Origin of the sequence: Roseomonas alba (assembly GCF_019430885.1) — a bacterium.
Classification (GTDB): Bacteria; Pseudomonadota; Alphaproteobacteria; order Acetobacterales; family Acetobacteraceae; genus Neoroseomonas; species Neoroseomonas alba.
Genome location: NZ_JAHYBZ010000002.1, coordinates 551,232 through 574,057, shown reverse-complemented (window position 1 = coordinate 574,057; position 22,826 = coordinate 551,232). Strand labels below are relative to the sequence as shown.

Below are 22,826 nucleotides of genomic sequence, written 5' to 3'. Positions count from 1 at the left end.
CGCTGTCGCCAATGGGGGGTGCGCCATTAAGGATTTTCCTTAAGGCGCCCCAATGGCGCGGCGCACCCCCTGACGCGCCGTTGCGCCATTGAAAGTGCGCCATTGGATTTAATGGCGCGGGGTGTCGTCCTGCCATCCGGGGAAGGGGTTCCCGGCGGTCCATAGGCGCTTTCGAGGCTTGCGGGCGATGGGGTCGCGCCATTCGCGGAGGGAGACTTCGCCGGTTGCGATCAGGCCTTTCAGCACATTGGCGCAGGCGCTGCCGGGGATGCCAGCCTGTTCCAGGGCCGTCCGGGCGGAGGCATCGGCGCGCGGGCTGGTCGAGCAGGGCTCGCCGTGCAGGCCTTGGCGCAGGGCGCGCAGGGCGGCGGTCATCATCTCGGGCGTGATGGTGGTGGTGGGCGGGCTCCAGGGCATGAGCATGTGGGCCGGGTCGCCGTTGGCGAGTTCGCGCTCCTCGGCGACGAACCAAGCCGGCGGGCGCTTGCGGGAATACTGCGACTTGCCGGTTTCGACCTTCACGTAGAGGTCGGCCATGTCCTCGCTGACGCCGAACTGCTTGGCTTCCTCGGCAGTCATGGCGCGCATGGACCAATGGGCGCGGATGGCGCCACCGATGGCACCGGCACCGCGGAGGCGCTGGAGCGGCGTTCCCTCGCCGGCCTTGGTCTCGTGATGCAGCAGCAGGATGCAGCAGTCGTATTCGGTGCCCAGGTTCCGCAGCGCGCGCAGGACCGGGCGCATGAGGGTGTTCGAGGCTTCTTCCGCGGTGTGCAGCTCGATCAGGGGATCCAGCACGACGAGGTCGGGCCGGAAGGCAGCGATCGTGGCGCGCAGGCGTGCAGCGCCATTGGTCTCGATCAGCCTCCCATCGGGCGCCACCTGAAACAGGGGCACGCAGGCGGATAGGTCCATCAGAGCCAGGTTGGAATTGACCAGGGCGCGGAGGTCGGGGCGATCGGTGATGCGGGCCGCGATCGCGTGGCCGCGCCGGCGGAGCTCGGCAAGCTCGTCCTCCACGCCGCCGAACAGCACGCGGCACGGTGCCTCGGGGTCCACGAGGCCGCCATAGGGGACACCCGCGGCCAGGGCGACAGCGGCCCCCAAGGCGATTGTCGTCTTGCTGACGCCGGGCGGGCCGGACAGCGCGACGACGCGCGGGCGCGGGAAGGCGCCGACACCGCCCACATAGCGCCGCGGCGGGATCGCCGCCTCGTCATCGAGAAGCAGCGGCGCCAGGTCCAGCGGCGTTGCCTGCTTCTCGGCCGGCGCTTCATCGGACTTGGGCCCAGTGCGGGCCGCGATCAGCTTCACGAAGGCCGAGGCCTCATCGGGCGTCAGGTCAACGGCCTCCGACACGCGGCGCCTCCATGGTGGTGCGCATCGCGGATGCGACGGTGAGCGCCACCTCTCGCGGCAGCAGGCCGGCGGCGAGGCCGGCTTCCTGCGCGAGTGCTACGGCGGTGCGTTCGGTGAGCAGCCCCTCCGCCACGGCTTCGCCAAGCCGGCAGGCCGTCCAGTAGAGGCAGCGGTTGCGCTCGCCGGGGGCTGCGCTGGCGGCGGTGCGGATCAGGCCGGCAATCCGCTGCTCCAGGCCCACGCCGTCCTGCGCAGGTCGTGGCGGAGGGCGAGAGACGGGCCGCGGCGCCACAGCCGCCAGCAGCCAGGCCGGCGCCGGCGGAGGCACAACGTCCCAGGGTGCGACGCTCCACCGATAGGAGCCGCCCTTCCGCCGCGATGGCGGGATCATTGGGCAGCAGCGGCCGGCAAGCACGTCGAGCCCTGGCGCCAGACGCGCCGAGCCGGGGGCGATGGGCGCGCCCGTGTCGCGGAAGACCAGCAGATGCCCGCCGGATGGCGAGCGCCCATGCGGCCGGGCAGGGAGCGGGCCGTGCTGGTCGCACAGTGTTCGCAACGCTGCGACACCATCGGCGGCGTGATCCGGGCCGGGCTGGTCCACGTCGAGGAACCAGACGTTGGAGCCGCCCGGTATCACCTTCCAGCCGCAGCCTGGATACTCGCCGGCCCAGCGTTCAAGCGTGTCGAGGTCGGCCGTCGCGGCGTCGATGTAGCCGCTGAACATGCCTTTCTTCGTCGCGGTCGCGGGAACGCAGCGCCAGCCGAGCAGCGCCACGCGCTCGATGTCGGGATGCAGCCTCACGCGGCGCGCTCCACGGGGATGAGCGCGGGCGGGAACTGCCGGCCTGCGGTGTGCAGCGACAGCACCGAATGCAGCATGGCGGGGTCGAGCCGCCGCCAACGGGCGAGGTGTTCGGCGATCGCCGCCTCGGTCCTGGTTGCCTCGCCGAGCTCGTGCAGGAACTCCGCCAGGCCGCGGGGCCCCAGGGCGATCAGGTGCTCGGCGCCACGCTGGAGGATCAGGGGCGGGGTCATGGCTCGCGCACCGCTTCGAGGCGCCGCCGACAGGCCAGTGCATCGGCCAAGGTCGCGAAACCAAGCGCGGCGGCACCACCACGGCGAAGAACCTCGGTCGTTAGCGCGCAGCCCCACGCATCCGGCCAGGCATCGCCGGCGTCGTGCGTGACGATCGCCTTCATCACGTCCGGGGCGACCATCGTCTCCAGGCTCGCCGGCCGAGGCGGCACGGCCAGAAGCACTAGGAACGACATCTTCAGATCCATGTTCTCGTTCGGGACGAGAACGCGAACCGCGGTGTCGTGCGGGATGGAAAGCTCGGCGCTCATCGGCCGCCATCCCGCGGCGGTGCCGCAGCAATGCAAAGGGTGTGCGTGTGCTCGCCCGTGTCGGTGCCCCTCTTCGGCAACACCATCACGCGCAGGCCACCCCACCGCCCGCGCAGGTATTCCGTGCCTCGTGAGCTGGTCGCCGGAAACAGCCAGCAGACCTCGATCATGTTGTTGGGCTTACCCGCCCCGCTGCCGTCTCCGGCCATCCTGACCCCCTTCGATCGGGGTGCGGATCGGGCTTGCGCTGCGCATCAGCGTTATGGACGCTGCGGCGCGCCGGCCCACCTCCGGCACCTCCATAGTTGATCCCCTGACTTCCGCGCCCGCCCTGGTTCCGCCTGGGGCGGGCGCAATCGTTCAGCCCATCCGCTTCACCTCGCGGGGCTCGAAGACGATCGCGCGATGCTCGGCGCACCACGCGCAGCCCCCTTGAGTGGGAGCGCCGCAGCGGGGCCAGGGATGTTCGGCAGTGCAAATCCATTGGCAGGAGGCGAACCGCATAGGCGCGATCGGCAGCATGTTCACCAGCGCCACCGGCGCGGGCGCGGTGCCATGCCGCTGGCGCTGCGCCTCGGACGAGCGAATGCGCTGAAAGGTATTGTGCCGCGTTGGCCACCGCTGGGCAGGAAAGGGCGGGACCACGCTCGCGCTCACAGGATCACCACCGCGACCAGCATGCCGGCGACGCCGCCGGCGATCAGCCATGATCCGCGTCGGCGCATCTGGTCCGGGGTCTGCGCCGCGCGGCCCTGGTAGGCTTCGCGCAGGAGCCCGGGCAGCAGGTGGCACGCGGCGCCGTCGAGGATCCACATCCCCGACACGCCGAGGAGGAAGCCGGCGAAGGGCGTCATGGCGCCGCCTCATCGTCCCAGCCAGGAATGCGCTGGACCGCACCCGCCGGCGACATCTGCCGGCGCGGGAGGCGCGGCGGGAACAGCTCCACGACCGGTCGGCCCCAGATGCGTTCGAGATAGGTCCGCGTCTCCGCGGGAAGCTGCTCGAACGGCATGCCCCTGGCGCGCCACCGCTCCACGCGTTCGGGCCCCCAGTTGTAGGCGGCGGTGGCAAGCACCGGATCGCCGAACCGCTGCATCATCTGCCCGAGGTAGCGGACCCCGCCCTCGATGTTTTGTCCCTCGTCCTCGACATTCACCCCGAGCCCGCGGGCCGTGTCCGGCATCAGCTGCATGAGCCCTGTCGCGCCGACCGGCGAGCGCGTCAGCGTGCCATCGGCGCGGCGATGCTGCCCGCCGCTTTCCTGCATCGCCACGCGCTGGGCGAGTTCCACCGGCACGCCGTTGCGGTCCGCCGCCGTGGCGATCGCCTGCGCAACCGGAGCGGACAGCGCGGCGGGATTGATGGCGGTCGGGCCGAAGCCTGGCCCATCGCGCCGCCAGCTGCGGGACATGTCGAGATAGAATGGCCCGCCGTCCGGCCCGAGCACATGGAAGCCGTTGATGTAGAGCAGATATCGGTCCTGGCTCACGGCAACCAGGTCGCCGAACTGGCGCACCATCCACGGCTGGACCGGCTGCCCGCTGCGCGCACGAGCGCCATTGAGTGCGCCCCAGGTGAGGCGCGACATCTCCTCGTCGAATTGCACCTGCGACATCCCGCGCGGTGCGGCGGTGGCCCTGCCGTTGAAGGTGACAGTCGGCATCACCTCCTGAATCGCGCGGCTCAGCAGCGCCGTATCGAGGCGGCCGGTCAGCGCGGGCGGGTCCACCGCTTCCGAGAGCCGTTGCCCCGGCACGATGTCGCCCCGGGCGGCGAGGCTGACATAGACCGCGCGGACCGCGGACTGCATCGCTGTCACCGCGGCGGGTGCGATGAACTGGTAGGCAACGCCCGTCTGCTGCTCGATCCGCCGGGCGGCGTCGGGCCCAGACAGCGCGGGAATGGACTGGCCCATGGCGCGCATGCGCTCGGTGCCGTCGAGGATGCGTGCGGCCACGTCCCAGCGGTCCCGCAGCGCCAGGCTGCCCGCGGCGACGAAGGCCTGCACCCTGGGGCTGGCATCCGTCTGCCGCCCCGGCATGATGGCTTCCAGCGTCGCCATCATCCGATCCGCGCCCATCGGCGCCATGGCCCGCAGCAACGCGAGGTGACGCTGTGCCGCCTCGCCACGGTCGCCGCTGGTGTCGGTGATGACCCGCCGGAAGACCTCTGCCTCGGCCGCCGTGATGACCGGCATGCTGGTCGCCGAAAGGCCTTCGACGGATGCGAGCATGCCGGCCTGCCGCCGGCGCTCGGCGAGTTGCTGGCCGAGCCGTTCAACGTTCCCATACTCAAGGGCCTGAAGCTCGCCCACGCCGGGCTTGCCGCGGTGCACCCGCATGGCGGTCCCGAGCGGATCCGCTTCCATCTGCTCGCGGCGGACGCGTTCCACCTGCCGGAGCGTGGTCAGACGCTCGAAAGCCTGCTGCCGGGCCGCGTCATCGGGCGCCTGCTGAAGGGCGGTGAGCGCTTCGTTCTGGCGGCGCACGACATCGGGCAGCGACACAGTGGCGACGCTGGCCGTCTCCGCGAATGCCTGCTGCTGTCGGCGCAGCGCGGATGCCAGGCCCGTGTCGCCCGCGGCCTCTGCCCGCCGGATCAGATCCTCACCGCGCCCCGCATCGAAGGGCGTGAGCCCGCTTGCGTTGACCCGGCGCCAACCGTCGATTTCCTCGCGAAGCTCCGACCGCATGTAGGCCTGGCGCGCGTGGTGCTCCCCGATCGCCGTGCGCAGCATGGAGCGGAGATTGTTCCGCGCCGCGGGCGGCATGTGGAAGCCGTCCATCTCGCGCTCGAATGTCCGCGTCACCTCGTCCGGGTTGTCGCCGGCGTCGAGGCGCTCCAGCACGCTTCGGAACAACGCTTGCCCGCCGGTGCGCTCGCGGAACGCGCCGAGCATGACCTGCCGGCTCTCCGGCGAAATCTGGCCTTCCCGAACCCCGCGATCGAGATGCGCCTCGTAGCGCTGAGCAACGTCGGCGAACCGCGAGCCGCTGATCTCGCCCGCCCGCGCGAGGCCCTGCGCGTCGTCGTTCAGCGCCCCGAGGGCATCCCGCCAGCCGACCTCTGCGGCCCGCTGCGCGCGCTGCACCACCTCCATGCGCTGCGAATTCAGATGATCCACGCCGACCTGGCGCAGGACCGGCTGTACCCGCTCCCACGCATGGGCAGGGATCGACGCCCGGCGGCCCTCCATGTCGGCGCGCCACAGCGCGTTGAACTGCTCGGGATCGCCGTTCACTTCGGCGCGGATGCGAACGGCCCGCTCCCGCGCGGCAACCTGCTCCTCGTCCACGATGCGCCCGAGGAAGGTCTCCGCCGACATACGGCCGGCCCGCGTGCTCCAGTCGGGCGCGGGCACCGTGTAGTTGCCGGCTTCGTCGCGGATCGGCGCCGTCAACGCCTCTTCGCGCGCCTGGCCGAAGCGCTGCTCGGCCGCGTCATCGGCAGCGGTGCGGCCGACATCGGCAAAGGTGCGCGACAGGCTATCGAAGGTCCGGGACAGCGCGGCCATCGTGCCGCCGCCCTCGATTGGCACAATCGGCGCACCGGTGCGACGTTCGGTCGGAGTGATGGAGGGAAGACCTCCGCGACGCCCGCTCATGCCAAGCCGCCCCGGCTCATGGCGCCGGCCCGGCTCATGACACTGTATGCCCCGCTAACGCCGTTCGCGAGCGACCCCACCGCCTGGCCGTAGCTGCCGACCACCGCCCCTTCGCCCCGGTCCAGCGCCGTGCTGGCGCCCAGCCGTATCCGGCGGGATCGGCTATTGAGGTTCGCCCCGATGGTCGTGATGTCGGTCTCCGCCGCGTCGATGTTCTCCCGGCGGATGGCTTCGCCGCTGGGTGACATGAGCTCCAGGCCCCGCCCGAGGCGCAGCGCGTCGATGGCGCCGAGCGTGCGCGACAGGTCCCGCCGCTTCGCCGCAATCTCCTGCTCCGCCGCGACGCGCGCGGCATCGGCCTCCACGGCATACTGCGCGGCCTCGGCCTCGGCCGCCGCCTTCTGCTGTTGGCCCGAGTAAATGGCGGTCCCGGCCGATGCGACCGCGGATACCGCTACAGCGGCAAGGGCCGCCTCGACGCCCACGTCAGCCCACCACCTGCCCGAGCGACCGCGCCCAGGCAGGATGGATCTTCACCAACTCCGCTTCGATCTGCGCCGATGGCTTCCCGTAATTGCTCGGGTCGGCACGACGCTCTGCAATGACCGCGCGCCAAGCGCGATGCCGGGCAAGGATCTGCTCATCACGGGGCGGCACGACGTGGTAGCCCTGATGCCGGTCCAGCTCGCGCCGCTCATGCATGCACAGTGAATTGTGCGCCCGCTGGCCCTCTTCGTCTGTGGGCATGGGGATCGACACGAGGCACTGCCCAGCGAGGACCAGGCGCTTCACGTCCATGCCTTCCCGTTCGGCAGCCTCGATGATCAGGTCGGTCGCCACCGACGATCCGATGTGCGACGCCAACCGGCGGAAGGCCTCCGCCCGCCGCTCATCCGGCGCGAGGTCTTCACCAACGCCGAGCGAGACCTGAAGCGCCCGATCGGAGAGGCGTTCGTCGTCCGGTCCGAAACTGCTGTCCGGCTTGATGGCTCCGACCAGCGGCAGCGAGAAGGCACCGATCCGCACGCGGTTAGCGGGCTGGGTCTTCCGGAGGGTGGATGCCAGGGGCGGGCCCGCAGCCACGCGCGCGTGCCGCGAAGCGACCATATGCGCCCGGCTGACGGCAGAGAGAGCATCCTCGCGCGCTTTGGTCAGCACGTCATCCACCCGGAGCTGCGCCGAACCGGCACGCATCGCGGCGGCTTCCTCGGCCGCGGCCCGCTCGAAGGCGGCCACGGCCTCCTCGGCAACGCGCGCCGAAAACGCCACGCTGTCTACCGTCTCGGCGTCCACCGCCGGCATGTCCACCCCGGCGCTCATGCCGCCACCGCTCGGGCAGCGCCCTTGCGCGCGAGGCGCACCGGCTGCGCGGTGAGCAGCGCCATGAGATCGTCCGTCTTCACGACGGTGGAACGCCCCGCCTTGAAGGCGGCCAGCTTGCCGGCGGCGATCCAGCGATAGATCGTCTCATCCGAACGGCCCGACCAACGCGCGGCCTGCTGGATGTTCTGGAATGCGGGCGTCGGCGACGCACTCGCGGGAGCGATGTAGTTCACACGGCCTCCTGCAATTGTCGCTCGTGGAGAGCGGTTGCAACGAGGGGATGTGTGCGGGCTACGCGACGGCGCGCGTGTCCCTCAAATCGCGCGAGGGCGCTTCAGCCTCGCGAGCCGGGTGCGGAGCGTCGCGTGGCGGCTGTTCTCGCCGCGTACGTCCTGGCTCAAGGTCAGGGGCGTCAACTGCGCATCTGCTGCCTTCAGAAGCTCGGGATCGCGGTCTTCAGCCTTGAGCGCCAGTCGCGCAATCTCGGCGCAGCCGGCGACGAACCGCATTCCCGGTGAGGCGAAACGCGCGCCGTTCTGGCCCGGCGAAGGCCAATGGCCAGACAGTGACTGCCATGCCCAGCAGCATGCGCAGAGGAATGTGTCGGTGCCCTCCTTCCTTCGCGCGCCCCTGCCGTGCGCGATCATCTGCGGCATCTTCGAGTGCGCGCGAACGCGGGCTAGGTCCAATAGGCGCACTCGCCCACCTACGCGCATCCGATCACGAGCGGCCTTCAAGTCGACTGCCCGCTGTGCAGCCAGCGTCGCCCACTGCTGAAGTTGCAGCACGTCATGATATGCGTCGTTGAGCGCACGGGCCGCCTCGCGCAGATCCTTGGCCTCCATTGAGAGCCCGGGCTTTGCCACATGCGCGATCATGGCGATCATGGCGGGCGAGAAGGGAAAGCCGGCAGGGTCGCCCCCGCCAGCTTGTAGATCGAGTTTCGGCCGATCGGTCACTTGCCCGGCTTCGGCTTCGGGCGCGGCGGCGCCTCGTGCCCTGTCGGCACGCGGTCTGGGACGCGGAAGGTGCGATGGCCCTTCATGACCGCGCCTCCATGGTAGTAGACAGCGCCGCCGAAAGGTCTGCCTTCAGCCGGCCTACCGTCCATTCGAGGGCGCTGCGGAGCCTTTCCATGGGCTCGTTCTTGGTCAGCGCGGGCCAGTCATCCGAGCGGATGATCGTTTCCAATGTGGCCAGCCCATCGAGGGCATCCCCGATCCGGTCCTCCATGTCGCGCGCCAAGATCGCCAGGGGCGAAACTGGGGCGCTCACGCCACCACCTCGCGCGCCGCACCGGCGCCCTCGTACAATCGGTCCTGCACGCCGCGCACCGTCTCAACCAGGTGCGCATAGGCGATACGGATCACTTCCATGGGCGGGTCGCCGTCATCCAAGAGCCCCTTGATCTCGTCGGCGAGTTCCAGCGCGACGCACAGATTGCCCGCCTCGTTAAACATCTGCATGTCCAGCGTCTTTCGGGTATTCGTCTCGGTAGCCTCGGCCATAGGGGCCTTCTCCCTTGGTCGGGGTCAGCCTCGGCATGGTGTGCCAGCACCGCGCCGGGGCGCCCTGGATGCCGCGGAACCGCCGCGGCGCGGATCTCGTCAGGCGGTCGCGGCGTCCGGCCGCAGCGGCGTCACTGTCGCCGGCGCCTTGTCGCAGAAGTCTGCCCAATCCTTCATCAGCGCCGCGCGCTTCCGAAACAGGTCGCCGCGCTGGTAGGCCGCCTCGGCCTTGTCCTTGAGCTGGTGCGCCAGCGCGTGCTCGATCACTTCCCGCGGGTGCGCCGTCGCCTCGCCGCCCCAATCCCGGAATGATGACCGGAAGCCGTGCACCGTCAGGTCGGCGCGCTTCATCCGCTCCAGCACCTTCAGCATGGACATGTTCGACAGCGGCTTTCCGGCGAACTGGCCGGGGAACACGAAGCCATCCTCCTCGGCCTCGGTTCGCGCTTTCGCGAACGGGGCCAGCACCGCCAGCGCCTGGGGGGAGAGGGGGATGCGGTGCTCCTTCCCGGCCTTCATCCGGTCGGCCGGCACCGTCCAGACCGCGCCCGCCATGTCGATTTCCGACCAGCGCGCCCCGATGACCTCGCCCGTGCGGGCCGCCGTCAGGATCAGGAACTCCAGCGCCCGCGCCGCCGTGCCGGCCTGCTGGCGCAGCGTCGCCATGAACCCCGCCAGCTCCGACCAGGGCAGGGCGGCATGGTGCTCGACCTTCGCCACCTTCGACTTCGGGGCGAGCGCGAAGGCGAGATTGCCCTTCCATCGTGCCGGGTTCGGCCCCTGCCGCCAGTTGTGTGCCTCGGCATAGTCCAGCACCGCCTCAATCCGCCCGCGCACCCGCGACGCCGTCTCCGGCTTCGTCGTCCAGATCGGGGTGAGAACGCCCTTCACGTCCTCCATGGCGATCGCCGCCACCTGCATGTCGCCGAGGGTAGGATAGACGTAGGTCGCGAGCGTCGTGCGCCATTGCGCCGCGTGCTTCTCGTTCTGCCAGCCGGCTTCCTTGCCGGCGATGAAGGCCTCGGCCACGTCCTTGAACAGCCGGGCCGCTTCCTTCGCCTTCCGCTTGGCCGTCGCGATCTCATCCCGGTGGGCGAGGGGGTCCACCCCACCGCGCAGCAGCTTGCGTGCGTCGTTCGCCCGGTCCCTGGCCTCGGCCAAGGTGTACCCGTCCACCCCTTCAGGATCGGCCCGCCCGAGACCCATCTCCCGCGACAGCGGCTTGCCGTTCCGCGACAGGGTCGCCGCCATATAGCGCAGCATCCACCAGCCACGGCCCTTGCCGGTCACCACGAGGTACAGCCGGTTGCCGTCAGGGTGCCGCCCGACCTGCCCCTTCTTGAGCAGCGAGGCCACCTGCGTCGCCACCAGCTTGTCACCTAATCGAGACATCCGCCTGCATCCAAACCCACGCCTAACCCCACGATATGCATCGTGGAGTCAGGAGGCAATGGGAATTGAACAGACATGAAAAAAGCCCCGTATTCTGGGGCTTTGATCGGCTCTTCGTGGAGATTTGAGGAAGTGAGAAAGAGAGAACTGGCGGATGGGGTGGGATTCGAACCCACGAGGGCTTGCACCCTGGCGGTTTTCAAGACCGCTGCCTTAGACCGCTCGGCCACCCATCCAGGGGCGCCCGCCCGAAGGCGGGCGAAGGGGATTACTCCCCGGCCAGACGCGCCGCCATCATCGGCGCGCCAAGGCGCAGCATGCCGTGCACGTCGCTCGCCTTGTCGAGGTTCAGCACCGCGTCGGCAAGCTGCTTCGCGCGATCCGCCCCCAGCACCGCATCGGCGAGGCCGTGGAACTTCGCGCGCAGCTCGGCCTCGGTCAGGAAGTTGGCCGGCTCTCCCTTGGGCACATTCACCTTCTTCACGAAGGTCTGGCCGCGCGCCTGCACCGTCAGCTTGCCCGACATGTATTCGGGGAAGTCGGCTTCGACCTCGGCGTCCTCGACGGGCAGGATCTTCTTCATCAGGCCGCGCAGGTCGGCATCCTGCAGCCAGGCATAGCTGTCCCAGCCAAAATGGCCGCGGGCCAGCGCGCAAGCCACGACGAACGGGCCGGAGAACTGCCCGTCCACGATGTTCTGCGGGTTCTGCTTGTACTGCGTCGGCGCGCCGACCAGCAGCATGCCCTTGTTGGGCAGACCCATGGTGACGCTCTCGATCTCCTCGGTCTTCAGGCCGAGCTCGGCGCGTAGCGCGAGCGCCGCATCGACATTGGCATGGCCATAGCGGCAGGACGGGTACGGCTTCACGGCCGTCTCCATCAGCTCCCATTCCGTGCCGAGGCCCTGGAGCGCGCGCTCTGGCTTCGGGTTGGGGGCATAGGCGCGCAGGAAGCCGGCGCGGCCTTCAAGCGCCTCGCCGGCGCCGCGGAAGCCTTCGCGCGCCAGGGACGCGGCGGTAAGGCCATTCAGCGCCGACCAGCCGACCTGGAAGCGCTTCGTCCAGGCGCCATTCGCCAGGAATTGCAGCGAGCCCGCCGCCTGGGACAGGGCGATGCCGAAGGCGTCCTCGACCTGGCCTGCGGACAGCCCGAAGACCCGCGCCGCAGCGGCGGCGGCGCCAAACGCACCGCAGGTCGCGGTCGGGTGATAGCCGCGGTCGTAGTGATCGCCACCGGGCAGGGACAAAGCGAGCCGGCAGGTCACCTCATAGCCCGCGACGATGGCGGCGAGCACGGTCTTGCCGTCGGCGCCGACCATCTCCGCCGCGGCCAGGGCCGCCGGGATGACCGGGGCGCCCGGATGCAGGGTGCCGGCCGCATGGGTGTCGTCGAAATCGAGGGAATGCGCCGTGGTGCCATTCACCAGCGCCGCGCCCGCCGGCGTGTAGCGGGCCGAGTCGCCGAACACGGCCGCTGAACCGGCCGCGAGGCCGAGCGAACGCACCGCAGCGAGCAGCGGCGCCGTGCTCTCGGCATCGTGACGTCCGCGCAGCATGTTGCCAACGAGGTCGAGGACCAGGAACCGGGTCCGCTCCTGCACCGCGGCGGGCAGGATTTCGTAGCGGATCGCTGCGGTGAAGGCGGCGAGGTCGCGCGTGACGGCAGCCATGAACGTTCTTCCTCCGGGCTATCGTATGCTTTGTAGCACTCCGGTGACGGCGGCCAAGGCGTGCAACGATGTTTGCGTCGGGCGGGGCCGCGTGGCACCTGACGCCCATGATCACCCGCCGCCTCCTGATCGCCGCAGCGCCGCTCACCGGTTGCGCCGCCTCGACCAACCCTGCGACACCGGCCCCGGCCGCGGCGACGGTTCCGCCGCCCGTGCCGGTCGCGACGCCGAACCAGGCGCCGGAGATCGATCTCCAGACGATCTCCTCCGTGCCCTTCGACCGCTTCGTTGAGGGGGTGAAAGCCGAAGGGAGGCGACGCGGCATCTCGACCAATATCCTGAACGCCGCCTTCGCGGGGGTGCGGCCGAACCAGCGCGTCATCCAGCTCGACCGGCGCCAGGCCGAGGGCGGGCTGCCCTGGGAGGAGTATCGCGACCGCATCATGGTCTCGCCGACCCGGGTGCAGAACGGCCGCCGGAACTATACCGAGAATGCCGAGCTGCTGCGCCGGATCGAGGCCCGCTTCCGTGTCTCGCCGCGGGTGATCGTCGCGATCTGGGGCGTGGAGACGAATTTCGGCGGCAATACCGGCGGCTTCAAGGTGGTCGAGGCGTTGTCGACCCTCGCCTGGGAAGGCCGGCGCGCCTCCTATTTCCGCAACGAGCTGTTTGCCGCGCTGAAGATCCTCGATGAGGGACATATCCGGGTCGACCGCATGACCGGATCCTGGGCTGGCGCGATGGGCCAGCCGCAATTCATGCCGAGCAATTTCGACCGCTATGCGGTGGATTTCGACGGCGACGGACGGCGCGACATCTGGGACGACAAGGCGGATGCGCTGGGATCCATCGCCAACTACTTCGCTCGGAGCGGCTGGCGCCATGGGGAACCCTGGGGCTTGGCCGTGACGCCGCCGCCCGGGTTCAGCCTGGCTGGGGCGGATACGGAGACGAAGCGGCCGATGCGCGACTTCGCCCGCATGGGCTTCCGCACCGAAGGCGGCGGCGCGCTCCCGGACGGGCCCGAGGCGCAGGTGGTGCTGCCCAACCGCGGCAGCGGCCAGGTTTTCCTGGGTCACCACAATCTGAGGGTGATCCGCCGCTACAACTCGCCGGTGAATTACGGGCTGGCGGTCGGGCTGCTGTCGGACCGGGTGGGGTGAGGTGAGGGGGCTCCTGCTCCTGCCGCTGCTGCTGGTGGCGGCCTGCACCACGTCGCAGCCGCGTTACGTCGTCGGCGAGCCCTATCGCATGGGCGGCGTCTGGTCCTATCCGCGCGAGGATTTCGCGCTGGTGCAGCAAGGGATCGCATCGCGGCATCCGGGGCCCACGGGCTGGGATGCGCCGACGGCGAATGGGGAAGCCTGGAGTGGCTCCCGCGCGCTTGCCGCGCATCGCACGCTGCAATTGCCGGCGGTGGTGACGGTGACGAATCTCGAGAACGGGCGGTCGCTGACGCTGCGGGTGAATGACCGCGGGCCGGTCAATCCAGGCCGCGTCATCGGCCTGTCGGATCGCGCGGCGGATCTGCTGGGCATCCCCGCCGGCGGGACGGCGCAGGTGCGCATCGCGGTGGACGGCGAACGCAGCCGCGTGCTTGGCGAGCGCACGCTGGGCCGCCCGCCGGAAGCCGTGGCGATCGAGACCGCGCCGCGCGCCGCCGTCACCGCGGAGAGCCTCGATCCCTTGCCCGGCGCGCGGCAGGCATCGCCGCGCGTGGTGGCCACGCCAGTCGCCACCGCTGCCGCACCCGAGGCGAACCGCCCGTTGCCCGAGATCGTGCTGCCCGAAACGGTGACGACCGGCGCGCCGCGCCCGGGGCGGATCTATGTCGAGGCGGGGGTGCTGTCGCGCGCCGATGCCGCGCAGCGCCTTGCTGCGCGCATCCCGGGCGCGCAGGTCGAGGCATTTGGGCCCCGACGGGACCGGCAGTATCGCGTGCGTGTCGGACCGTTTCCGAATGTCGCACAGGCCGATGCGGCGCTTGAGCGGACTCTGGCGGCGGGAGTATCCGGGGCCCAGATCCTTGTCGATTGATCATACGACCGCAGCGCAGGAGTCGCGCGCATGACCTATCGCCGCACACTGCTTGGCACCGCTGTTCTTGGCCTGGTTGGGTCGGGGCTTGCCGCTCCCGCTCTGGCGCAGCGCGCCCGGCGTGGCACGCCTGCACCCGCGCGCCCGACCGGGTCGCCCGCCGACACGCCGCTCGGGCCGCTCGATGTGCTCGCCCGTCAGGCGATCATGGTCGACTACGCGACCGGCGCCACGCTGCTCGAGAAGAATGCCGACGAGCGCATGCCGCCCTCCTCCATGTCCAAGCTGATGACGATGTACGTCGTCTTCGAGAAGCTGAAGGCGGGGCAGCTCCAGCTTGACCAGATGCTGCCGGTCAGCGAGCGCGCCTGGCGCATGGGCGGATCGAAGATGTTCGTGGAGCTGGGATCCCAGATCAAGGTCGAGGACCTGATCCGCGGCGTCATCATCCAGTCCGGCAACGATGCCTGCGTGGTCCTCGCCGAGGCGATCAGCGGCAGCGAGCAGCAATTCGCCGAGTTGCTGAACGACACGGCGAAGCGCATCGGCATGACCAACAGCACCTTCCGCAACGCGACAGGTTGGCCTGACCCTGAGCACAAGATGACGGCGCGCGACCTGTCGATCCTGGCGCGGCGGATCGTCATGGATTTCCCGGAATACTTCCCCTACTACAACGAGCGTTCATTCCGCTGGAACAACATCACCCAGGAGAACCGCAACCCGATCCTCGCGCGGGTGCCTGGCGCGGATGGCATGAAGACCGGTCATACCGAAGATGCGGGCTATGGCCTGGTCGGAACCGCCAAGCGCGGCGACCGGCGGGTGATCATGGTGGTGAACGGCCTGCCTTCGATGCGCGCCCGCGCCGAGGAGGGCGAGCGCCTGATGGAATGGGCCTTCCGCGAATTCGAGGCGGTGGTGCTGTTCCGCGCCCAGGACACGATCGAGGAGGTGCCGGTCTATCTGGGCGAACGCGCCAGGGTGCCGATGGTCGGCGGGCGCGACCTGATCCTGACGCTGCCGCGGCAGTGGCGGCGGAACCTGCAGGTGCGGCTGCGCTACGATGCACCGCTGACGGCGCCGATCGCACGTGGCCAGCGCATCGGGACGATGTATGTCGGCGGGCAGGGCGTACCCGAGTTGGAAGTGCCTCTGCTGGCGGGCGCGGATGTCGAGAAGCTCGGGCTGGTCTCACGCATTCCGGCAGTGGTCAGCCGGATGGTGTTCGGCAGCTAGGCCAGCGGTTTGACGGCCGTCGCGCGGGACGCCAAACCCTCCTGCGATGATGGAACCGGGACGCTTCATCACTCTGGAAGGCGGCGAGGGCGCCGGGAAGTCGACCCAGGCACGGCGAATCGCCGCGGCCCTGGCGGCATCCGGCCGCCCCGTGCTGCGCACCCGCGAACCGGGCGGCACGCCGGGGGCGGAGCGTATTCGCGACCTGCTGCTCGGCCACGGCCCTTGGGACCCGGTGGCCGAGGCCATGCTGCATTTCGCTGCGCGGCGCGAGCATGTGGTGACGGTGATCCGGCCCTTCCTTCGCGCCGGCGGCTGGGTGGTGTGCGATCGCTTCGCCGATTCGACGCTGGCCTATCAGGGCGCGCAGGGGCTGGAACGGTCCGTCTGGGCGCGGTTGGCAGATGTGGCGCTGGAGGGCTTCGCACCCGATCTGACGCTGATGCTGGACATGCCGGTCGAGGACGGAATGGCCCGCGCGGCAGCGCGCAGCGGGGCGGATCGCTACGAGCGAATGGGCGCGGCGTTCCATGCGCGGGTGCGGAAGATGTTCCTCGCCATCGCGGCCGCCGAACCCGGGCGCTGCGCGGTGGTGGATGCGTCGGAGCCGCCCGATGCCGTGTTCGCGGCGATCGGCGGGGTCCTGCGGCAGCGGTTGGGGGCGGTGCTGTGACGGGCGGGCCAGAGAAGGGCTCTGCCCCTCTCCGGACCTCTCCCCGCCAAAGGCCGAAAGGCCTTTGGAAACCCCCATTTGGTGCTGGGCGCCGTTGCCAGCATGGGCGCCGAAATCCGAATCTGCGCACGAAGCGCGCGTTGAGGGCCTGTCATGGGCTTGCCGCCCGGCGCCAGATGCCTGCGGTCCAGGACGCCCAGCATCCTGGCGGGGTGAGGTTTGGAGAGGGGCTGGGCCCCTCTCCAATGCGACAGGCGCGCACATGATTCCCGAACCCCGCGCCAACCCCGACCTGATCGGCCATGACGACGCCGCGCGCACGCTGCGCGACGCCGCCCGCAGCGGCCGCCTGCACCATGCCTGGCTGTTCTGCGGCCCGCCGGGGATCGGCAAGGCGACGCTCGCCTGGCGCTTCACCCGCTGGCTGCTGGCCGGCCTGCCGGACAGCGATCCGCCGCTCTTCGTCGATCCAGCGAGCCCGGTCTTCCGCCGCGTCGCTGCCGACACCCATGCCGATTGCTTCACGCTGGAGCCGAACACCGGCGACAAGGGCATCAAGCGTATCCTGCGCGTCGATGACGCGAAGGAGGCTGTGCGTTTCCTGACCCAGACGGCGGCCGAGGGCGGCTGGCGCGTGGTGGTGTTGGACGAGGCGGAGCGCGCCGACCGGCCGGACGTTCAGAACACCCTGCTCAAGACTCTGGAGGAGCCGCCACCGAGGACCGTGCTGCTGCTGGTCTGCTCGGCGCCACAGAAGCTGCTGCCGACCATTCGCAGCCGCTGCCGGCGGCTCGATCTGAACCCGCTTCCTGACGCGGAGATGGACACGCTGCTCGCCCGCCTGCTGCCCGAAATGGGCGGGCCGGAGCGGCAAAAGCTGGCCGCCCTGGCGGCTGGATCGCCCGGCCGCGCGGTGGCGCTGATGGAAGCGGGCGGGCTGGAATTGCAGGGCGCCGTGGACGCGACGCTGGGCGCGCTGGCAAAGCCCGAGCCGCCGCGGGATTTCGCCCTGGCCGACCGGCTGGCGGCGGACCGCACCGGTGGGGCCTTCGGGCTGTTCATGGGGCTGCTGCGATCGGCCATCGCGGCGGCGCTGCGTGATGCGGCGCGGGGCAGGGCAGCGCCGGCCTGGATGGGGCGGCATCCGCTTGCCGTCTGGGCGGGGCTGTGGGATAGGCTCGGCCAACTCGCGGACGACACCGAGCGGTTGAATCTCGACCGCAAACAGGCCGTGCTCACGGGCCTTTCCTGGCTCGCGCATCCCTGAACGGAGCGCCGCCACGGATCTGAAAAAGCCCATGGCCAAGCCGAAGACCTACCTCACCACGCCGATCTATTACGTCAACGACAAGCCCCATATCGGGCACGCCTATACCTCGCTGGCCACCGATGTCCTGGCGCGGTTCAAGCGGCTGGACGGGCATGACGTCTTCTTCCTGACCGGCACGGATGAGCATGGGCAGAAGGTGGAGAAGGCGGCGAAGGATGCCGGGGAGGACCCGCAGGCCTTCACCGATCGCGTGAGCCAGGCCTTCCGCGACCTGACGGTCACGATGGGCTTCTCGAATGACGACTTCATCCGGACCACCGAGCCACGCCACAAGGCCGCCTGTGTCGCGCTGTGGAAGGTGCTGGCCGAGCGTGGCGAGATCTACCTCGGTGACTACGAGGGCTGGTATGCCGTTCGGGATGAAGCATTCTATGGCCCGGACGAACTGACCGAGCGGGACGGCGTGAAGTATGCGCCGACGGGTGCGCCGGTGGAGTGGGTGAAGGAGCCCTCCTACTTCTTCCGCCTGTCGAAATGGCTGCCGGAGCTGCTGCGCCGCTACGACCTGCCCGAGGGCCACCCCGAGCGCATCGACATCCAGCCCGAGAGCCGCCGCAACGAGGTTCGCGCCTTCGTAGCGCAGGGTCTGAAGGAATTCGGCGAAGGGTCTGCGAAGCTGGATCTTTCGGTCTCGCGCACCTCCTTCACCTGGGGCGTGAAGGTGCCGGGGGACGAGAAGCATGTGATGTATGTCTGGGTCGATGCCCTGACCAACTACATCACCGCCGCGGGCTATCCGGACACCACGAACCCGCGTTGGGCCTATTGGCCGGCCACTGTGCATTTCGTGGGCAAGGACATCGTTCGGTTCCACACCATCTACTGGCCGGCGATGCTGCTGGCGGCTGGCCTGCCGACGGCGAAGCGCGTCTTTGCCCATGGCTGGTGGACCAATGAAGGCCAGAAGATCAGCAAGTCCCTGGGCAATGTGATCGATCCGGTGGCGCTGGTGGAGGAATACGGCCTCGATCCCGTGCGCTACTTCCTGCTGCGGGAAGTGCCCTTCGGCCAGGATGGCGATTTCGCCCGCAAGGCCCTGGCGAACCGGCTGAATGGCGAGCTGGCCGATGCGCTGGGCAACCTCGCCAACCGGACGCTGTCGCTGATCCAGCGGAACTGCGAGGGCAAGCTACCCGAATCCGGCGACCCGGCGGTAGGCGGGGCGCTGATCGAGGGCGTCGCGGCGCTGACAGGGCAGGTGCGGGACCGGCTCGACCGCCAGGAATTCCACCTGGCGCTGGAGGCCATCATGGCCTCGGTGCGCGATGCCAATGCCTACATCACGGTCGAGGCGCCCTGGGCGCTGAAGAAGACCGACCCGGTGCGCATGGCGGCCGTGCTGCGGCACCTGCACACGGCACTGCGGACCTATGCCACGCTGCTGCAAGCCTTCATGCCGGAGACGGCGGGAAAGATGCTGGACCAGCTCGCCGTACCGGGGGAATTGCGAGACATCGCCGCCCTGGCCACGCCGCTGTCCGGCGGCATCGCCCTGCCGCCGCCCGCGCCCCTGTTCCGCAAGATCGAGATCGCGACAGCCTGATCATGCTGGTCGATAGCCATTGCCACCTCGACTACTTCGTCGAGGCGGAGATCGAACAGGTCGTCGCCCGCGCGAAGGCGGCCGGCGTCGGGCGCATGGTCACGATCGGGGTCCGCCATTCCCAGTCGGCCCAGGTGAAGGCGCTGACCGAGCGCTTCCCGGAGGTCTGGGGCACGGTCGGCGTCCATCCCCTGCATTGCCACGAGGAGGAACTGCCCACGCCGGAGGCGATCGCCGCCGAGGCGGAACATCCCCGCATCATCGGCATCGGGGAGAGCGGGCTCGACTACTTCTACGACAAGGCGCCGCGGGACCTACAGGCCGAGAGCTTCCGCCGCAACATCCGCGCAGCCCGGCTCGCCGGGCTGCCGCTCGCCATCCATGCGCGCCAGGCGGATGACGACATCCTGGCGATCCTGAAGCAGGAGCGCGAGGAAGGCGGATGGTTCGACTTCCTCCTGCATTGCTTCAGCAGCGGCCGGGAACTGGCGGAAGAATCAGTAAAAATCGGGGGCTATGTCTCCTTCTCCGGCATCCTGACCTTTCCGAAGAGCCAGGACATCCGGGACGTGGCGCGGGACTTGCCTGCTGATCGCCTGCTGGTGGAGACGGACTCTCCCTACCTTGCCCCCGTGCCCTTCCGTGGCAAGCGCTGCGAACCGGGCATGGTGACCCATACGGCCAAGGTGCTGGCCGAGGTTCGGGGGCTGGAACGGGAGGCGCTGGAGGATCTGACCACCGGAAATTTCATGCGGTTGTTCAGGAAAGTGGCGTAGAGCATTGTTAAAAATTACGATTCTGGGCTGCGGCGGATCGGGCGGCGTGCCCCAGATCGGCGGCGAGGACGGCAAGGGATGGTGGGGGGCCTGCGATCCCGCCGACCCGCTGAATCAGAGAACCCGCTCCTCCATCCTGATTGAAGGCGGGAAGGGCGGCCGGCTTCTGGTCGATACCGGGCCGGACCTGCGGACCCAGTTCCTCGCCTGCGGCGTGGCGGGCGTGGATGCGGTGCTCTACACGCATGACCACGCCGACCACATCATGGGGCTGGACGAGATCCGGCTGATGAACCGGATCATCGGGCGGCCGATGGAAGCCTTTGGCACGGAGCGGACGCTCTCGGTCCTGAAGCAGCGCTTCGACTACGCTTTCCTGCCGGAGACCGGGCCGGTCTTCTACCGCCCCGCCGTGCTGCCCATACGGGTGCGGGCAGGGGAGACCGTGGCCATGACCGGCCACCAGGTCCAGGTGTTCAGCCAGGACCATGCGGTGATGGAGACGCTCGGTCTGCGGATCGGCGGCTTTGCCTATTCCACCGACATGGTGCGGCTGCCGGAGCAGAGCCTTGCCGCCCTCCATGGCCTGGATACCTGGGTGGTGGGATGCTTCCAGCGGCGGCCCCACAAGGTGCATGCCAATCTGGAGCAGGTCCTGGACTGGGTCGCCCTGTTGCGCCCGCGCCGCACCATCCTGACACATATGAGCCCGGATCTCGACCATGGCTGGATGAAGACCCATCTCCCCCAGGGCGTCGAACCGGCACATGACGGGATGGTCCTGACCGTGACCTGAGTGCCATGCCGGAGACGCAGGGCTTTCACGGGGGCGGGGGATGCCCCACATTCGCCACGAATGCGGCGGGCTGATTCGGCCCCGCCGGGACGAAAGGACGACCACCATGATTCGGGATCGCGACCCGGTCGAAGTCTACAACAACAACCTCGTGCCCATGGTTATTGAACAAACGGCGCGGGGCGAGCGCGCTTTCGACATCTATTCGCGTCTGCTCAAGGAACGGATCATCTTCCTGACGGGCCCGGTCTTCGACCAGGTTTCCTCGCTGATCTGCGCCCAGTTGCTGTTCCTGGAAAGCGAGAACCCGACCAAGGACATCGCCTTCTATATCAATTCTCCGGGCGGCGTGGTCTCGGCTGGTCTCGCGATGTACGACACGATGCAGTATATCCGCGCGCCGGTCTCGACCGTGTGCATCGGCCAGGCGGCGTCCATGGGGTCCCTGCTGCTGACGGCCGGGGCCAAGGGCAAGCGCTATGGCCTGCCGAACAGCCGGATCATGGTCCACCAGCCCTCCGGTGGCGCCCAGGGCCAGGCCACGGACATCGAGATCCAGGCCCGCGAGATCCTCAAGCTCCGCCAGCGGCTGAACGAGATCTACGTGAAGCACACCGGCCAGCCGATCGAGGCGATCGAGCGCAAGCTGGAGCGCGACACCTACATGTCGGCAGAGGAGGCCCGGGATTTCGGCCTGATCGACCATGTGGTCGAGGAGCGGCCCGTCCCGGCTTCCGAGACCACGAAGGCGTGATGGAACCGGCCGTCCAGGCCGTGTTTCGCTTCCCCCCCGGGAGACCGGGGGCTACAGTCCTGTTGCAGTTCCCCGCACTTTCGGGGAACACGGAGATGGCATGAGCAAATCCGGCGATTCCAAGAACACCCTCTACTGCTCGTTCTGCGGCAAGTCCCAGCACGAGGTCCGGAAGCTCATCGCCGGACCGACGGTGTTCATCTGCGACGAATGCGTCGAGCTGTGCATGGACATCATCCGCGAGGAGCACAAGACGCACCTCGTGAAGTCGCGTGACGGTGTCCCGACGCCCAAGGAGATCTGCAAGGTCCTGGATGACTACGTGATCGGCCAGGATCATGCGAAGAAGGTGCTCTCCGTCGCGGTGCATAATCACTACAAGCGCCTCGCGCATGGCGGGAAGAATCCCGACATCGAGATCGCCAAGTCCAACATCATGCTGGTCGGGCCGACCGGGTCGGGCAAGACGCTGCTGGCGCAGACGCTGGCGCGCATCCTCGACGTGCCCTTCACCATGGCGGATGCGACCACGCTGACCGAGGCCGGCTATGTCGGCGAGGATGTCGAGAACATCATCCTCAAGCTGCTGCAGGCCGCGGATTACAACGTGGAACGCGCCCAGCGCGGCATCGTCTACATCGACGAGGTCGACAAGATCAGCCGCAAGTCGGACAACCCCTCGATCACCCGCGACGTGTCGGGCGAGGGCGTCCAGCAGGCGCTGCTCAAGATCATGGAAGGCACCGTGGCCTCGGTGCCCCCGCAGGGCGGGCGGAAGCATCCCCAGCAGGAATTCCTGCAGGTGGATACCTCCAACATCCTGTTCATCTGCGGCGGCGCCTTCGCGGGGCTGGAGAAGATCATCGGCGCGCGCGGCAAGGGCTCGGGCATCGGCTTCGGGGCCGAGGTACGGGACCCGGATGAGCGCCGCACCGGCCAGATCCTGCGCGAGGTCGAGCCCGAGGACCTGCTGAAGTTCGGCCTGATCCCGGAATTCATCGGCCGCCTGCCGGTTGTCGCGACCCTCGACGACCTGGACGAGAAGGCGCTGATCGAGATCCTGACCAAGCCGAAGAACGCCCTGGTCAAGCAATATGGCCGGCTGTTCGAGATGGAGGGAGCGAAGCTCACCTTCACCGAGGACGCGCTCAAGGCCGTCGCGACCCGCGCCATCCAGCGCAAGACCGGCGCGCGCGGCCTGCGGTCCATCATGGAGGCCATCCTGCTGACCACCATGTTCGACCTGCCGGGGCTCGAGGCGGTCGAGGAGGTGGTGGTGAACCGGGAGGTCGCGGAAGGCCGCGCCCAGCCGCTGTTCATCTACGGTGAACGTCCGGCCGAGCAGACTTCGGCCTGAATTGTGCAGGGCGTCCCAAGGCGCCCTGTCAAGATCTTGAGCAGGCGCCCCAGGGGCCCAACATCCCCTGACATGCCGTGGCGCCCCGCCCGTGCCGCTTTTGGGCGGGCCGGGCGCCGA

General features: G+C 69.1%; 24 protein-coding genes and 1 tRNA gene. 10 read left to right on the top strand and 15 right to left on the bottom strand.

All coding sequences use genetic code 11. The annotated features are described in order from the left end of the window. Nucleotides 1–108: 108 nt before the first annotated feature. The 15 genes from KPL78_RS07195 to KPL78_RS07125 form a co-directional block, all read right to left on the bottom strand. Nucleotides 109–1,359, bottom strand: a complete 1,251-nt coding sequence (locus KPL78_RS07195) for an AAA family ATPase (RefSeq protein ID WP_219762223.1) — start codon at nt 1,357–1,359, stop codon at nt 109–111. Next, nucleotides 1,343–2,161 (bottom strand): bifunctional DNA primase/polymerase, encoded by an 819-nt coding sequence (locus KPL78_RS07190; RefSeq protein ID WP_219762222.1) that lies wholly within the window; start codon nt 2,159–2,161, stop codon nt 1,343–1,345. Before KPL78_RS07190 ends, KPL78_RS07195 begins: the two co-directional genes overlap by 17 nt. Then, nucleotides 2,158–2,394: a hypothetical protein gene (locus tag KPL78_RS07185; protein WP_219762221.1), complete on the bottom strand. Its 237-nt coding sequence runs from the start codon at nt 2,392–2,394 to the stop codon at nt 2,158–2,160. The genes KPL78_RS07190 and KPL78_RS07185 overlap by 4 nt, the downstream gene beginning before the upstream one ends. Then, nucleotides 2,391–2,705, bottom strand: coding sequence for a hypothetical protein (locus KPL78_RS07180; RefSeq protein WP_219762220.1), 315 nt, complete (start codon nt 2,703–2,705; stop codon nt 2,391–2,393). Before KPL78_RS07180 ends, KPL78_RS07185 begins: the two co-directional genes overlap by 4 nt. A gap of 653 nt (nt 2,706–3,358) precedes the next feature. Beyond that, a complete protein-coding gene (locus tag KPL78_RS07175) occupies nt 3,359–3,559 on the bottom strand; it encodes a hypothetical protein (RefSeq protein WP_219762219.1) in 201 nt (66 codons plus the stop codon). Continuing rightward, nucleotides 3,556–6,219, bottom strand: a complete 2,664-nt coding sequence (locus KPL78_RS07170; RefSeq protein WP_219762218.1) for a lytic transglycosylase domain-containing protein — start codon at nt 6,217–6,219, stop codon at nt 3,556–3,558. Before KPL78_RS07170 ends, KPL78_RS07175 begins: the two co-directional genes overlap by 4 nt. Before the next feature lie 86 nt (nt 6,220–6,305). After that, complete coding sequence (locus KPL78_RS07165; RefSeq protein ID WP_219762217.1) at nt 6,306–6,794, bottom strand: hypothetical protein; 489 nt, start codon at nt 6,792–6,794, stop codon at nt 6,306–6,308. Nucleotide 6,795: 1 nt separating this feature from the next. Continuing rightward, nucleotides 6,796–7,629, bottom strand: coding sequence for a hypothetical protein (locus KPL78_RS07160; protein WP_219762216.1), 834 nt, complete (start codon nt 7,627–7,629; stop codon nt 6,796–6,798). Next, on the bottom strand, nt 7,626–7,865 hold the full coding sequence (locus KPL78_RS07155; RefSeq protein ID WP_219762215.1) for a helix-turn-helix domain-containing protein: 240 nt from the start codon (nt 7,863–7,865) through the stop codon (nt 7,626–7,628). The genes KPL78_RS07160 and KPL78_RS07155 overlap by 4 nt, the downstream gene beginning before the upstream one ends. 81 nt (nt 7,866–7,946) lie before the next feature. Then, nucleotides 7,947–8,591, bottom strand: coding sequence for a hypothetical protein (locus KPL78_RS07150; protein WP_219762214.1), 645 nt, complete (start codon nt 8,589–8,591; stop codon nt 7,947–7,949). 82 nt (nt 8,592–8,673) lie between these two features. Beyond that, on the bottom strand, nt 8,674–8,907 hold the full coding sequence (locus tag KPL78_RS07145) for a hypothetical protein (protein WP_219762213.1): 234 nt from the start codon (nt 8,905–8,907) through the stop codon (nt 8,674–8,676). Beyond that, nucleotides 8,904–9,140, bottom strand: a complete 237-nt coding sequence (locus KPL78_RS07140) for a hypothetical protein (RefSeq protein WP_219762212.1) — start codon at nt 9,138–9,140, stop codon at nt 8,904–8,906. Before KPL78_RS07140 ends, KPL78_RS07145 begins: the two co-directional genes overlap by 4 nt. A 99-nt stretch (nt 9,141–9,239) precedes the next feature. Next, nucleotides 9,240–10,532 carry a tyrosine-type recombinase/integrase gene (locus KPL78_RS07135; protein ID WP_219762211.1) on the bottom strand — a complete coding sequence of 431 codons (1,293 nt, stop codon included), beginning with the start codon at nt 10,530–10,532 and terminating at the stop codon, nt 9,240–9,242. Between the two features lie 148 nt (nt 10,533–10,680). Then, a tRNA-Ser gene (locus KPL78_RS07130) sits at nt 10,681–10,768 on the bottom strand. A 32-nt stretch (nt 10,769–10,800) separates the two neighbouring features. After that, nucleotides 10,801–12,201 carry an MmgE/PrpD family protein gene (locus tag KPL78_RS07125; protein ID WP_219762210.1) on the bottom strand — a complete coding sequence of 467 codons (1,401 nt, stop codon included), beginning with the start codon at nt 12,199–12,201 and terminating at the stop codon, nt 10,801–10,803. Nucleotides 12,202–12,308: 107 nt separating this feature from the next. On the opposite strand from KPL78_RS07125, the gene KPL78_RS07120 reads away from it, so the two are divergent. The 10 genes from KPL78_RS07120 to clpX all read left to right on the top strand — a co-directional run bounded on the left by KPL78_RS07120 (nt 12,309) and on the right by clpX (nt 22,706). Further along, nucleotides 12,309–13,364: a lytic murein transglycosylase gene (locus KPL78_RS07120; RefSeq protein ID WP_219762209.1), complete on the top strand. Its 1,056-nt coding sequence runs from the start codon at nt 12,309–12,311 to the stop codon at nt 13,362–13,364. Nucleotide 13,365: 1 nt separating this feature from the next. After that, nucleotides 13,366–14,238 carry a septal ring lytic transglycosylase RlpA family protein gene (locus KPL78_RS07115; RefSeq protein WP_369412664.1) on the top strand — a complete coding sequence of 291 codons (873 nt, stop codon included), beginning with the start codon at nt 13,366–13,368 and terminating at the stop codon, nt 14,236–14,238. A 30-nt stretch (nt 14,239–14,268) separates the two neighbouring features. Further along, nucleotides 14,269–15,477 carry a D-alanyl-D-alanine carboxypeptidase family protein gene (locus KPL78_RS07110; protein ID WP_219762208.1) on the top strand — a complete coding sequence of 403 codons (1,209 nt, stop codon included), beginning with the start codon at nt 14,269–14,271 and terminating at the stop codon, nt 15,475–15,477. 46 nt (nt 15,478–15,523) lie between these two features. Next, nucleotides 15,524–16,150 carry a dTMP kinase gene (tmk, locus tag KPL78_RS07105; RefSeq protein WP_432761275.1) on the top strand — a complete coding sequence of 209 codons (627 nt, stop codon included), beginning with the start codon at nt 15,524–15,526 and terminating at the stop codon, nt 16,148–16,150. Further along, complete coding sequence (locus KPL78_RS07100; RefSeq protein ID WP_369412663.1) at nt 16,074–17,417, top strand: DNA polymerase III subunit delta'; 1,344 nt, start codon at nt 16,074–16,076, stop codon at nt 17,415–17,417. The genes tmk and KPL78_RS07100 overlap by 77 nt, the downstream gene beginning before the upstream one ends. 31 nt (nt 17,418–17,448) lie before the next feature. After that, nucleotides 17,449–19,023 (top strand): methionine--tRNA ligase, encoded by a 1,575-nt coding sequence (gene metG / locus KPL78_RS07095; protein ID WP_219762206.1) that lies wholly within the window; start codon nt 17,449–17,451, stop codon nt 19,021–19,023. A 2-nt stretch (nt 19,024–19,025) separates the two neighbouring features. After that, complete coding sequence (locus tag KPL78_RS07090; protein WP_219762205.1) at nt 19,026–19,799, top strand: TatD family hydrolase; 774 nt, start codon at nt 19,026–19,028, stop codon at nt 19,797–19,799. 46 nt (nt 19,800–19,845) lie between these two features. Beyond that, entirely contained in the window at nt 19,846–20,595 is a 750-nt protein-coding gene (locus tag KPL78_RS07085) for an MBL fold metallo-hydrolase (RefSeq protein ID WP_219762204.1), read from the top strand. 106 nt (nt 20,596–20,701) lie between these two features. Further along, a complete protein-coding gene (gene clpP / locus KPL78_RS07080; RefSeq protein WP_219762203.1) occupies nt 20,702–21,349 on the top strand; it encodes an ATP-dependent Clp endopeptidase proteolytic subunit ClpP in 648 nt (215 codons plus the stop codon). Between the two features lie 100 nt (nt 21,350–21,449). After that, complete coding sequence (gene clpX / locus KPL78_RS07075) at nt 21,450–22,706, top strand: ATP-dependent Clp protease ATP-binding subunit ClpX (RefSeq protein WP_219762202.1); 1,257 nt, start codon at nt 21,450–21,452, stop codon at nt 22,704–22,706. The last annotated feature ends 120 nt before the right edge of the window (nt 22,707–22,826 follow it).